The organism is Halostella sp. PRR32 (assembly GCF_034808085.1).
GTDB classification, from domain to species: Archaea; Halobacteriota; Halobacteria; order Halobacteriales; family Natronoarchaeaceae; genus Halostella; species Halostella pelagica.
The window spans coordinates 106,565-119,553 of the sequence record NZ_JAXHGL010000002.1; the positions used below are offsets into that span (position 1 = coordinate 106,565).

The window sequence follows — 12,989 nt, forward strand, 5'->3', positions numbered from 1 at the left end:
CCGGAACCCGCTCACTCCCGGAGGTACTCGGGGTCGTCGAAGGGTTCGTCCTCGCCCTGCACGTCGACCACGTCAAGCGCCGTCACCTCGGCGTCGACGCCGAGCAGGTCGGCGAGACTCGGCTCCGTCCGTCCGTTGTCGCCGCTGACGAGTTCCTTGACGTAGAGGCCCCCCTCGCCGTGGAGTTCGATGGTGGCGCGGGTGTCATCTTCCAAGGACCCCTCGATATCGTACACCTGTCGCGTCCGCGTGACGCTCGCCCGGCGATGGTCGACGCGCTCGGGCGTGTACTGCTCGATCGTCGCACCGTCGAGGTCGTCGAGTGCGCCGTCCAGTTCCTCGGCGGAAACCGGTTCCGCGAACTCGACGTCCATCCGGTAGGTCTTGCTCGCGTCGAGTTCCTTGACGCGTTCGACCATCCCGTGTGTCGCGAGCGCGAGGTCGGTCACCTCGACCGACCCCTCGGCGGCGTCGTTGATCGCCGCTTCGAGTTCGTCGACATCGGGCGAGCGGAACCCTGGTTCCTTCACTTCGACGACGAACGGGCGGCCGCGTTCTATCATCCGCGCGTCGACGTCCTCGCGGCCCGCGCCGTGGAAGACGGCCTCCTCGCCGTCCATAGCCTTGCGGACGTGTGGCGCGACGAGTTCTTCGACGCTCTCGTCGTACAGATAGCCGCTCCCGCCGCAGTAGTCACAGGGCTCCTCGCCGGCGTCGCCGAGTTGCTTGCCGCTGCCACCGCACTCTCTGCAGGGCCACTCCGTCTGTGGAATGTCACGCTCTAACTTGCGGTAGCGACCGTAGACGAACGCGGGGTTGACCTGGATCTCCACGTCGCCCTCGCGTTCGAGGTTCAGAAGCGCCAGCACGTCCGGACGGTTGAAGTCGACCATCGTATCGGTGAGTTCCCCCACGCGCTTGCCGACCTCGCGGTTGAACTCCGATTTGAACCGTTCGCCGGCGTCGTCCGTCTGGGTGGGCGATTCGACTTCGTCAGCGGTGTCGTCGAGGCCCGCCTCCTCGCGGAGCAGTCGCTCGTTCTCCTCGATGAGCGGCGGCGTGCGCGTGCCGACCTGATATGTCTCGAAGTGGAGGCCTTCGACGGCCTCCGCGACGCGTTCGGCCCACTCGTCAAACTCGCCGGAGCGGCCCTCGCAAACCCAGCACTCCTCGGGGCTCACCGGGTCGTACTCCTCGTCGTCTTCCAGAGCGGCGGTCACACGCAGCGCCTTCCCTCGTTCGCCGTTCGTCAGGCCGAAACTCCGGTCCGCGAAACAGCGGCCGAGGCAGGCGTCGCAGACGGGGCCGGCGTCGATGACCCCGCGGGCGTCCTCGATGACGGTCATGTGTCCCACCAGGCCCGGCGGGGGTAATTGCCTTGCCATTCCGATGAACGTATGGACGATCACCCGTACGTCACGGTATGCGCCAGTTCGTTATTCTCGGTCACGACGCTCCGACGACGCCCGACTTCCCACTCGACGACATCACCGGCGGTGCGGGCCGCCTCGACGTGCTCTGTCGCTGTGTCAACTCCGCGTTTTTCCTCTCGCACGACATCCGCGAAGACGTTCGGGTCCACCTCGTACTGGCGGACGAGTTCACCGTCACGTTCGAGGGGAGCGACCTGCGCCGACTCAACCCCGACGAGCGCTCCACCGCGGCCCTGATACGAAACGCCCTCGACGAACGTGAGGAAGCTATCGGACACATGCCCGTCGAGTCCAGCCCCGGCGTCTCGCTCACGCGACGCGGGTTCGAACCGGTTCTTGAGGACGTTGCCGCCGAAAGCACCGTCGTCCAACTGCACGAAGACGGCGAACCCGTGGTGGACGTTTCCCCGCCGGAAAACCCCGCGTTCGTTCTCTCGGACCATCACGACTTCGAGGCGGACGAAGCGGACCTGCTTGCCGACGCGGCGGACCACCGCGTCCGCCTCGGTCCCGAGCGACTCCACGCCGACCACGCTATCACCGTCGCGCAGAACTACCTCGACACCGGCGGATACGAGTCCTACTGATCGCCGGCCGTCACCCGTTTCGGAACTGTTAAAAACGACACCGCCCTTGTCTCTCGTGCGGGCCGGTGGGGTAGCTTGGTATCCTTCGGCCTTCGGGTGGCCGTAACCGCGATTCGAATTCGCGCCGGCCCACTTTTCCCGCACTTCGCAACGGCGAGCGTAGCGAGTCGTCCGTAGTGCGTGGAAAATTAACGCCAAGCGAATTCGAGCAGACGAGACGCGCGCAGCGAAGCGAGCACGTCTCGGCAAGTTCGACATTCGCGCCGGCCCACTGCCTACTTAATCCTTTCCCTGACAGTTAGCGGCCGCTTTGTCGCGGTGGGACGAGGCTGAAACCTCGTCCTTCGGGGTTCCGGATTCTGCGTGGACTGCGAAGGATCTCCTGCGGTTCTTTTCTTTGATTGCGCCTGTTGAAACCTTTTGTAGGCGATAGATTCAGCGCCCTCGGTGGTAGATACAGAGTAAGCACTGACCATTGGAGAAACCAAATTTCAAGTCTGTTATCGACATAAGATATTTATCTGATCGTCGGAGACTGCTATACAGTATGGCTCAGTCCTCACCGTGGCGCGTTTTCTTTGGTCAAGAGGTGTGGATCGCCTTTCTCCTCATACTTGGCGCGTATTTTCTCCCACCCTTACTTTTCGGCACTCAGTTGTTATACGGTTCACCGGACACCTATCTGGAATTTATCACAACAAACAAGCAGCATCCTAGGATGTGGATCACTTTCGTGTGTGCCATTGGTTCTAACGATGTTTGTCATATACACGTATCTGCTGGCGGTTGCCGTCAGCACCGTGTACCGAGTAGAATCGAATAGATCCCAATATAGTGTCTAAGCTTGAAGAGAAATCATGTCTCTTACTAATAAACTCATGCTCCGAGGAATACTCTTTATAAGATATTGACTGTATTCCGCAGAATTCGTTTTTTGACCAGCGTACTTGGGTTCCTTCTAAAGAAGGGTTGTGCACGGCATGACCGTGTTAACGCGATTCCCGTGACCGATCATTCATACAGAGTGTCGCATAGGTGTGTACAAAACGAAATTACTCGGTACCGACCCACTTCCACGTAAGTGCGGCGTCAGATGCGATGTGGATCGTCCAGACGTATTGCGTTGGGATGTCGATCCACCGTTCGATCGTCTCTCCCGTTTCCAGTTCTCCTGTCGCCTTCACGCGACCGCTGCCTTCGGATTGAGCAATGGACCCCACCTTCGTGACAGAGTCCGGGGCTACGGTGTAGCGGTCGTTGATACGGAACTCCGACATCGCGTCTGCCGTCGGCGTGTTCGAGGTGGTTTCAGCACCCTGGACAAACTCGGAGATTCTTACGTGGACCGTGTGCTCGATCGTATCCTCGTTTTCTATCCGCACATCTCCCCTCTCACCTTGTTCGCTGTCCGTGCAACCAGCGAACGAGCCGACACCGGTCGCCAACAGGCTTTGGCAGAACGTCCGGCGTGTTGTTCTGAACATACGAGGGGGAAGAGTTTAGTCTATTGTAGAATCGATATTGCTGATCGCTTCAACGGAGTAAGAGTAGTCGTGGTGGTCCTGGAAGTCGTCTGTGTCGTTTTTATAATTGGACTTTTGGGACGCCCCGCAGTCGAAATGGGAGAAGTTATCCCAACCAGAGGTGCTGTACTGCACATCGTTGTTTCCGTTTTCGCCGTACACGTATCCAGTGGCCATCGGAGTGATATTATCAGTCATGGGTTCATCGTGATGATTGTCCCAGCGGATATCATAACAGCCATCATTGTGTTCATTCCCCATTATATGTCCAAGTTCGTGCCAGACGAAATGCCGACTCTCATTGTCGTTCACGTATGCACCGGAGTACACCGCGACACCATGAATATCAAGGCCATCATAGGTGATGTGGGTTTCTGCACCACCATAACCGTAATTCCAGTACCCGTGAGCGATAATTACGTGATCGCCGTGCAGAAGATCACCGTTGTCCACGAGGTTTTTCAGACTTCTTTCGACGAATTCTTCTTCACTCCTTCCCCATCTGGCGTTTACGCCTGTACTCCCCCTATTCACCATTGTCATACGGTGGGAGGTATTGTTCGTGATATAATTGGTAGCCGATTGGGCCTGTGTTTCGACGAGTGGGTAGCTCCCACCCTGGCTTGAGTGTGCGAAAACAGTACGCTCGCGATGATACATAATCACTCACCCCCACTTTGGGGTTGAATGATCGGCATTTCTCCTAGATTCCGAGCGGTGACGATGGGTGTTACTGGACGCGACATAGATTCCCCTTCACCGCTGTAATCCCTGCCTCTCACGTTTCGAGGCTCCAACTCCAGCGTTCCGGCCGAGCCACCCTGTAGATTAAGTGATCTATCGGCCACGGATACGATAGCGGTCACGCCGTCGAACCGCACTCTGGGTCTCGGCCCCCGATACGCCTCTTCCAGCATCATCCGATATCCTCGCCTTACGGGAAGGAACTCCTGTGGGTTAGGCCCGGTCACCGTCGCAGGAGCCTCATATATGGATTGTCCATTCACACTCACGAGGGGATTATCACTGAGGAACTTCTGCTTTTGTTCTTCTGTCACGGTTTCAGAGACATACACCTCATCTTCGTGGGAATTGTACTGATATGGTGCGAAGTTATCGGTGTGAGAGGGTGGGAAATTCGGAACATCCCCGTGTTATATATCGATTTCGACGAAGGGTCGCCCACCGGAACTCGCTGAGGCGGGCTTGGCGATACCGAGTGTTACTGCACCGGCAGCACCAGCGGTCGCCAGTAATTCCCTTCTATTCTGCATCCAGTTACTATCCTCTTTTTCTCTTTATAGCAACAATATTATTTGTATTTAATATATATAAAAAAAATACCGTTAATGATTAATTGGATATAATTTTAAATGTGTTAATATGATCTTGACCGTTGGTTTAATCTATCGATTTACCTCGACTAACAGGCCGAGTTGTTATTCTGAGCAATCTAAACAGAAGGCTGAAATACGGCATAAGGGAGGCACCCATCTTTGCCCCCCTCACATGGGGGTAAACACGGAAGGCCGACCGTTCGCCCCCGAGCGGAGCGACGGGGGCACGACCTTGCTGTCGCTGTCAGCATGAATGAGCGAGCGGAATACCCGTTTGGGACCCCCGGAGGCGCGAGAATACGGCGTTTCTTGCGCGAGTGAGTGATTCAATGTTTCTGTTCGTATCCCCGCACCGCGTGGGCAATCTGCTCAATTGAAGCATCCTTTGTTGCGAACGAGTATGTCTTATTAGGGGTGTGTAAGTAGAGCACCCTTCGACGGAAGAGTAATCCCAGTATAAACGTGATTCCAGCAATTACAATAACAAACAACCCGAGCTCCTCCCCTATTCCCATGGGAATTCTATCAGATAAAGAATACAATATCAGTCCGATTAACAACTCTATCAACCCATAATTCAGATATTCTTCTGGATATGATGGCAGTTTATATTCGACCGAATTGATTGCATTTAGAGATATATCAACTACCTTTTTATCCCGAGTGAACACAAGACGATTTGTTGTACAGGCAAGAGTTCCCTTTTTATCATTTGAGATTGCGTCTTTTCCCTCGTATGCAGAAGATTCAACTACAATATCTTCGGTGTCCTTGGTGTAATTATCAAGGTCCATGTGTCACAATTAGGTATATGACAAAGACGTTCACAAAACTGTTCTCTTTCTGGGATATGGCTGATGAGCTGCATCAATCTCCCCTTCAAGGTACAGCCGGCCCCATGTAGTAATCTCGTATGCGTTCCGATGGATCGGTGCAATCAGTCCAGCGTCGGCCAGCAGTTTACATCGGTCCCTGATTGTCCCTTCCGGTGCTTCGATATACACAGAAGAGGCTATCAGGGACGGCGAGGACCACGATTCGTCTGCGAGGTGTTCGAGTATCCGGTCGTCTAGGAGGGTCATCCACGTATCCGACCGTCGGAAGGGCATTATTCAGTTGTCTCGTTGGTTCCGTTCGCGTTTCCATTTCCGTTGCCGTTCTCGACCTCTATCGGGTCGTCCTGTGAATCTCCACTGGTGATGTCGACTATCTCGACACCTTCAGGTTACAACTACGGCCACACTCGCGTGAGCGTTCAGCGGGTTCGATACCGGGAATCTCAATCACGAGTGTTCTCGATAGCGATCCAGCTTTCCTGCTTAACGAAGGTCTCGATCCCGTCACGTCGGTCGAAATCGCAGTATCCGACTCCTTCATCGAGTTGAGCGACAGTCTGGGCTTCGATGCGGGTTACGTTCTCAGCGTTGAGGACACAGTGGTTCGCCGCCGTATCCGGACGTAATGCATAGAGCCAATTCGAGCCATACGGTCTCACGACGACGTTGTAGGCCTCCGTTGTTCCATCAACGAAGTGGACCGTCGTCGGGTCGTCTTCGTCACCGTTTGAATCACTCATTTGTATCAGCCCTCCTCTGTTGAAGTTCGTCGTGTCGCGGCTTAGTAGTTCCCACCGCTGTAGAACACAGTCCGTCGACGACAGTCGGTACACCATTCGATTCCACCGATGCTGACTGAGTAAGGGTTGATTCGCGAACTGTTCGACCTTCTGTACAGCCCTGTTCCGACTCGGATCGAAAATTACAGCCTGTTAGGCATGTTTTCCGGCGGTAAGACTCCTCCGCCGTTCCGGGCGATAACAACACTGCGGATCCGACCACTTTCAACTGGGTAGCTATAGTACTGCTAGAGAATGCCCGGAACGCTGACGCAGGCGCTGTCGTACACGATGATAGCCGTCGTGGCCGCACTCGTCGGCGGACTCGTCGCAGTCTATCGTCCACCGGGAGCACAGATGGAGAGTAACGTACAGCACTTCGCCGCGGGCGTGGTGTTCGCCGCTGTCGCCGCCGAACTTCTGCCGGACGTTCACACGCGAGCGCCGAGCGTGGTCGTCGTCGGCTTCGCGATCGGCGTCGCAACGATGCTCGGCATCCATCAACTCAGCAAGTACGTGGAGAAACGCGGTATCGGCGGGAAGGCCGCGGGGGCGTCCGGTCTGCTCATCACCGTGAGTATCGACATGCTCATCGACGGCGTCCTGATCGGCGTGACGTTCCTGGCCGAGGCGGCCACTGGGATCCTCATCGTCGTTGCGCTGGCGATAGAGGTCCTCTTTCTCGGCGTGACCGGCGTCATCGCGCTCCCGGAGAAGACTGGGACGCTCAAGAAACTCGCCGTCCCCGCCGCGTTCGGACTCCTGTTACTCGGCGGGGTAGCCGCCGGCGTGCTCGTCTTCGACGGCGTCACGGGAACGCCGATCGCTCTCGTGCTCGCGTTCGGGTCGGCCGCCCTCCTCTATCTGGTGACCGAGGAGCTCCTGGTCAAGGCCCAGAAGGTGCCCGAGACGCCGACCTCGACGACGCTGTTTTTCGCCGGGTTCCTCCTCATCTTCCTGCTCGACATGCTCCACTGAGAGGTCGAAACGGAGGTATTTCGGCCGCGACAGATATCCCGTCGAGCCGTACCGCTCAGTCTCCGCCGTCGACCGCTCCCGATACTGATATGTAAGTCCCGTCTGATCGTAGAGAGGAATGAGTGTCGACCGCGTTTTCGAGGGGCCAACCGAGGATGGTACCGATGGCTGACACCGGATCCGCGACGGCGAGAGAGACGGCGGCCGACCATCCGCAACTGGTGGTCGTCTGCGGGCCACCGGGCGTCGGGAAGACGACCGTTTCTGAGGGGGTTGCCGACCGGATCGACGGGGAGTTACTCCGGACCGACGTGGTTCGTGAAGACGTCGCTCCTGACCCGGAGTACACTGATGCGGAGCGAAAGCGCGTGTACGATGAACTGTTCGCTCGCGGCCGTAAAGCGGTCCGGCGCGGCGAGAACGCGGTGCTCGACGGGACGTTCCAGTACCGCCCTGTTCGGGAGCGGGCGCAGTCGCTGGCTGACGAACTGGGGGCGGAGTTTCGGTCAGTGAAAGTCGAATGCGCCGAACCCGTCGTCAGAGAGCGGATAGCGGGGCGAACCGACGACGAAAGCGACGCCGACTTCGAGGTACATGCGATGATCCGCGAGCAGTTCGACCCCCTCTCGGTCGACCACGTGACGGTCGATAACTCCGAGACGCTGGCCGAGACCCAGCGGCAACTCGACCGACTCTTCTGAGCCGTGTATCGGCGGACGCCGCCGCCGGACGATGCCAGAAAACCTTTGCACCGACAGTAACTGGTCGAGCTATGAGCCAGACGTTGAACGAACTGTCGAGAGCGCGTGCCGCGACCGACCGAGAGGTAGTCCGAGGCCCGTGATCGACCCGGGAAACCTGTCCCGTCGCGACCTGCTGAAAGCCGCCGCCGGAACGGGAGCGGTCGGCGCTGGTGCGCTCGCCGGCCTGCAGTTCCTCGGCGGTGAGGACGCGCCGACGACCGAAGTCGACGACGACCGGGCACGTGAACTGGCGGAGCGGTTCGCGCCGACGCTCTACTTCGACGCCGCCGAGCGGTGGTTCCCGACGGACCCGCGGCCGTACGAGAGCGAATTAAACGGTGAGACGGTCGTCGACGGGTTCGATGCGCTCGACGGCTACACTGAGCGGTTCACCGACTCCGAGGCCCCGCCGGACCCGACCGTGTTCTACCGCGCGATCCGGTACGAAAGCTCGCCGCTTGCGGTCGTGCAGTTCTGGCTGTACTCGGCGTTCGACCAGTTCTCGACGAACTTTCACTGGCACGACTGGGAGGCGGTTCACGTTTTCGTCGACGTCGAGGCGGAGACGCCGCAGCTGTTCGTCGCCAGCGCCCACTCGCGGAAAGTGCCGAACAACGAGTTCCTCGACCCGGATCCGGACGCGTTCCCGCGCATCCTGCCGGAACTCGGCTCGCACTCCAGCGGCCTCTCTGTCAACGAGAACCGCGATAGCTTCCAGCGGTTTCCACTGCCTGACGCCGTCGCCGACGTGACGAACCAGGTGTTAGCCGGCGTCGAGGTCGTCGACGAACTGCCCATCGCCTACGGACTCCCGCGGGACGAAGGGACACGGCTCCCGTTCGTCGTCCCCGAACTCGATGGCGAACCCATCTACGACCACGACCGCTTGCCGGCGGTCGGCCGGTCCGACCTGATCCCCGCCGGCCTCACCGTCCGATCGTTCGAGGACCTGGCGTCCCCGCCGAACGACCTCCCTCAGCGGGAGACGGGGCTGGTGTTCGGCCACGACCACGAGGACGCCGCGGACGTCCGATACGCGCTGGAACCGACTGCCGACGTGGAACACGTCGGCGAGTTCACCGGTCCGCAGTTGAGTTTCGAGTTCGCCGTCCCCGAGTTCGCGGAGGACAGGGTCGCCGGTCACATCACGTCGACGGGCGTGCCCTGGGACCAGCCACGGTACGACAACCCCGCGGCGGATATATCCGACCCCTCGCACCGGTCTACGCTTGCGGATCGATACGACGCCATCGCCGGCCCTGACGGGGCGGGTCTGGTCGTCGCCGCGGTGCAGGAAGCCGTCGAAAGCGCTGACGCGCCCGACGGCGAGGGCGTGACCACGGCGGACCTCGGTACCGAGGCCGTGGTGCTGGTCGAGAGCGACCCGGAGGCAGTCCCGACGTTCGGCGGCGTCGCAGTCGCCGCGGACGTGCCCGCCGGCGACCATCGAGTCACGGTCAACGGCGCGGGGGTCGCCCCGCACAGCGAGCGCGTGACGGTAGACGAGAGCGACACGGCGACGACGGCGGGCGTCGACGGCCGGATAGCGGTCACGGCCCGCGAGGACGCCGTCAAACTTCGCGTCGATGCGGACGGGACGGACGCGGATCTGCGGGCGCTCGCGGTGGAAGACGACTTCGGGGGTCGGCTGTACGATGCACCGCTTTCGGGGCGGGACTCAGTGTACGTCCACGGCGGCGGCGCGTACACGACGGAGGTTCGGGACGCGGACGACGAGGTCGGCGCGTTCCGTGTCAATCCCGGCGAGGAGAGCGAGGTGACGATCGACCGGCCGCGGACCGGCAAAGCCTCGCTCGCGTCGTTTCTCGCCGCCCTCTCAGAGGAGACGGCGAGACGGGTGCGGGCGGAACTCGACGACGATGACGACGGAGATGACCGAGACGAACCGGGCGACAACGGCCGGGGAGTAGCGCGAGCGCTAGAGGCGGTGGCCGACGCCGCGTCCCGCGCCGCCGAGCGGGCAGAGGACGGCGACGGGAACGGTGCGGACCAGCGTCTCGAAGCGGTCCGAGACCGACTCCACCGCGTCGCGGAACGGCTGACAGAGACGGACGACGACCTTCCGGACGCCGTGACCGCCGCCGTCGGGCGGCGGGTCGAACAGGCACGGCGGCGCAACGAGCAGGCGCTCGACGCCGGGAGCCTCTGAACAGGAGTTCGAACCGTCGGCCGGCGAGGAGACCGGTCGCCGCAGAGAGCCGGTCGCCCAGCGGAACCCGTGGCAGCGGCACCCGCGTTCGACGCGCTTTAGCCGCCGAGTGAGGGACGGTACGGTAGATGCCACGGGCGATCGAGACGCAGGACCTGGTGAAGGAGTACGGCGACTTGCGCGCCCTCGACGAGCTCTCGATCAGCGTCGAGGACGGCGAGTTCTTCGGCTTGCTCGGCCCGAACGGGGCCGGAAAGACGACGTTCATCGAGATACTCGTCGGGCTGGTCCGGAAGTCGGGCGGCGAAGCCCGGGTGTTCGGCCACGACGTCGTCGACGACTACCGCGAGGTCCGCGACGCCATCGGCCTCGCACCGCAGGAGTACAACGTCGACCGCTTCTTCCCGATCCGCGAGGTGTTACAGCACAAAGCCGGCTATCACGGTATCCCCGAAGACGAGGCCGAGCGCCGCGCGGACGAGGCGCTGAAGACAGTGGGGATCTACGACAAACGCGACGAGCGCTTCGACTGGCTCTCCGGCGGGATGAAGCGACGGCTACTGCTCGCGCGGGCACTGGTCACGGACCCGGACCTGCTCATCCTCGACGAGCCGACGGCGGGCGTCGACGTCCAGTTGCGCCACGACCTCTGGAACATCGTCCAGGAACTCAACGAGGGGGGTACTACCGTCCTGTTGACGACGCACTACATCGAAGAGGCGGAACGGCTCTGCGACCGCGTGGCGATCATCAACGAGGGGCGGAAACTGGAGGTCGCCAGTCCGGACGAACTGATGGACCGCGGGACCGACACGATTTACGTCCGGACGCAGACGACGCCGTCGACAGCGCCCGACCTCACCCATCTGGACAGGGTCGAGGGCGTGACGATAGAGGACGGCCGGCTTGCGGTGCGGGCGAAACAGGGCGGCCGCGTCGCGCCGCAGGTCCTGAACGAACTAGAGGCTCGCGGCCACGAGATCGTCGACCTGGAGATCACCCGTACGTCGCTGGAAGAGGTGTTCGTCGAGTTGACGAACGACGACGGAGAGGGGGTACGGAGCGGCGAGGAGTCCGCCGGGATCCCGGGAGGTGACTCGGCGTGAGGTTCCTGTCCGTGAGCACGTACGCGCTCGTAAAGCGGGAGATACTCCGGTACGTCCGTCGGCCGTCGAACACCTTCCTCCCGCCGCTGATCACGAACGTACTGTATTTCTCCGTGTTCGGCGTCATCCTGGGGGACCGCATCGACAAGATTCAGGGGTTCGATTACATCGTGTTCATCCTCCCCGGCCTCATCGTGCTCGGAGCCATCTCGAACGCGTTCGAGAACGCCTCGTTTTCGATCTTCCACGGGCGGTGGAACGAGTACATCCACGAAACGCTCACGTCGCCGATGTCGTACACGGAGATGGTGCTCGCCTACATCGGCGCGAGCGCGCTCCGCGGACTGGTAGTCGGGGTCATCATCGCGTTCGTGGGGTACGCCTTCGAACCGGTCGGCGTCGCGCGACCGTTCTACCTCGTCGCCTTCCTCGTCGTTATCTCCGTGCTGTTCGCCAGCCTCGGCGTCGTGGGTGGCCTCTGGGCGGAGGACTTCGACTACCTGACGGTGATGAATCAGTTCATCGTTCGTCCGCTCGTGTTCTTCGGCGGCGTGTTCTACTCACTGGAGATCCTTCCGCCGCTTTACAGGACGCTGTCGCTACTGAACCCGATGGTGTACATGGTCAACGGCGTCCGGTACGGCTTCCTGGCGTACTCGGACATCGACCACAACGTCGCTCTGGCCGTCCTGTCGGCGTTGACGCTGGCGGTCGTGCTGGTAGACATTGCGCTGTTCAAACGCGGCTACGGACTCACCGACTAGCGGCCGAGCGACGGACCGTTCGGCGCACTTTTGCGGGCAGTAGCCGTACTGGCGTGCATGGACGCTGACGACGGCTCACGTGACGGGACGAACGACAGCGGGTCTGCCGACGACTGGGACAGTGACAGCGGTTCTGTCGACAGCGACGGTGACAGCGGTTCTGTCGACGACGGTCTGGCGTGGGAGACGCTCGATTCCGGCGTCGCCTACTCCTGTCCCGGGTTCGACGTTATCAAGGAAGACGCGCGTCTCCCGGACGGCACCGAGACGGACTTCGACTACCTCACGGAGGGCGAGAGCGTCGTCGTTCTCCCCTTCACCGCCGACGGCGACGTCGTTCTGGTCGAGGAGTGGCGTCAGGCCGTGAAACGAGTCAACCGCGCGCTCCCCGCGGGCGGTCTGGAACCGAGCGACGACGACCTGACCGCCGCGGTCCGACGCGAACTGACCGAGGAGACGGGCTACGAGGCCGGCGAGGTCGAACATCTTACCTCGGTCGAACCCGCAAACGGCATCTCGGACGTCGTCTTCCACTACTTCCTCGCGCGCGAGTGCGCGCCGACCGCCGAGCAGGACCTGGACGACAACGAGACGATCCGCGTGACGACGGCGGAGTTCGACGACCTCCGGGAGGCCGTCCGCGAGGGGGAGATATCCGACGGCCGAACGGCGCTCGGCGTGCTGTACTACGCGCTGTTCGAATAGGCCGGCGGCCGCACGCCGACAGCGGGAC

Annotated in this window: 13 protein-coding genes and 1 tRNA gene; 8 read left to right on the forward strand and 6 right to left on the reverse strand. The window is 60.9% G+C overall.

The features are described from left to right. Positions 1 to 11: 11 nt before the first annotated feature. Complete coding sequence (locus tag SM753_RS05750; RefSeq protein ID WP_323190883.1) at positions 12 to 1,346, reverse strand: tRNA pseudouridine(54/55) synthase Pus10; 1,335 nt, start codon at positions 1,344 to 1,346, stop codon at positions 12 to 14. A 77-nt stretch (positions 1,347 to 1,423) separates the two neighbouring features. Between SM753_RS05750 and trmY the strand changes: the two genes are divergently transcribed. Both trmY and SM753_RS05760 read left to right on the forward strand, forming a co-directional pair. Next, positions 1,424 to 2,020 (forward strand): tRNA (pseudouridine(54)-N(1))-methyltransferase TrmY, encoded by a 597-nt coding sequence (gene trmY / locus SM753_RS05755; protein ID WP_323190884.1) that lies wholly within the window; start codon positions 1,424 to 1,426, stop codon positions 2,018 to 2,020. Positions 2,021 to 2,079: 59 nt separating this feature from the next. Next, positions 2,080 to 2,152, forward strand: a tRNA-Pro gene (locus tag SM753_RS05760). A 920-nt stretch (positions 2,153 to 3,072) separates the two neighbouring features. Here SM753_RS05760 and SM753_RS05765 read toward each other — a convergent pair. From SM753_RS05765 to SM753_RS05785, 5 genes are all read right to left on the reverse strand, one after another. Next, a complete protein-coding gene (locus SM753_RS05765) occupies positions 3,073 to 3,402 on the reverse strand; it encodes a hypothetical protein (protein ID WP_323190885.1) in 330 nt (109 codons plus the stop codon). A 117-nt stretch (positions 3,403 to 3,519) separates the two neighbouring features. Next, entirely contained in the window at positions 3,520 to 4,086 is a 567-nt protein-coding gene (locus SM753_RS05770) for a hypothetical protein (RefSeq protein ID WP_323190886.1), read from the reverse strand. A 1,120-nt stretch (positions 4,087 to 5,206) separates the two neighbouring features. Next, positions 5,207 to 5,674: a hypothetical protein gene (locus tag SM753_RS05775; protein ID WP_323190887.1), complete on the reverse strand. Its 468-nt coding sequence runs from the start codon at positions 5,672 to 5,674 to the stop codon at positions 5,207 to 5,209. A 30-nt stretch (positions 5,675 to 5,704) separates the two neighbouring features. After that, positions 5,705 to 5,962, reverse strand: coding sequence for a hypothetical protein (locus tag SM753_RS05780; protein WP_323190888.1), 258 nt, complete (start codon positions 5,960 to 5,962; stop codon positions 5,705 to 5,707). Positions 5,963 to 6,159: 197 nt separating this feature from the next. Next, complete coding sequence (locus SM753_RS05785) at positions 6,160 to 6,552, reverse strand: hypothetical protein (RefSeq protein ID WP_323190889.1); 393 nt, start codon at positions 6,550 to 6,552, stop codon at positions 6,160 to 6,162. A gap of 198 nt (positions 6,553 to 6,750) precedes the next feature. On the opposite strand from SM753_RS05785, the gene SM753_RS05790 reads away from it, so the two are divergent. The 6 genes from SM753_RS05790 (at position 6,751) to SM753_RS05815 (ending at position 12,961) form a co-directional block, all read left to right on the forward strand. Then, entirely contained in the window at positions 6,751 to 7,473 is a 723-nt protein-coding gene (locus SM753_RS05790; protein ID WP_210416408.1) for a hypothetical protein, read from the forward strand. Positions 7,474 to 7,637: 164 nt separating this feature from the next. Continuing rightward, entirely contained in the window at positions 7,638 to 8,174 is a 537-nt protein-coding gene (locus SM753_RS05795) for an AAA family ATPase (protein ID WP_135536287.1), read from the forward strand. 139 nt (positions 8,175 to 8,313) lie between these two features. Next, a complete protein-coding gene (locus SM753_RS05800; RefSeq protein WP_323190890.1) occupies positions 8,314 to 10,386 on the forward strand; it encodes a hypothetical protein in 2,073 nt (690 codons plus the stop codon). A gap of 128 nt (positions 10,387 to 10,514) precedes the next feature. Further along, a complete protein-coding gene (locus SM753_RS05805) occupies positions 10,515 to 11,492 on the forward strand; it encodes an ATP-binding cassette domain-containing protein (RefSeq protein ID WP_323190891.1) in 978 nt (325 codons plus the stop codon). Continuing rightward, positions 11,489 to 12,256 (forward strand): ABC transporter permease, encoded by a 768-nt coding sequence (locus SM753_RS05810; protein WP_135536281.1) that lies wholly within the window; start codon positions 11,489 to 11,491, stop codon positions 12,254 to 12,256. Before SM753_RS05805 ends, SM753_RS05810 begins: the two co-directional genes overlap by 4 nt. A gap of 57 nt (positions 12,257 to 12,313) precedes the next feature. After that, positions 12,314 to 12,961 carry an NUDIX hydrolase gene (locus SM753_RS05815; protein ID WP_323190892.1) on the forward strand — a complete coding sequence of 216 codons (648 nt, stop codon included), beginning with the start codon at positions 12,314 to 12,316 and terminating at the stop codon, positions 12,959 to 12,961. Positions 12,962 to 12,989 lie beyond the last annotated feature (28 nt).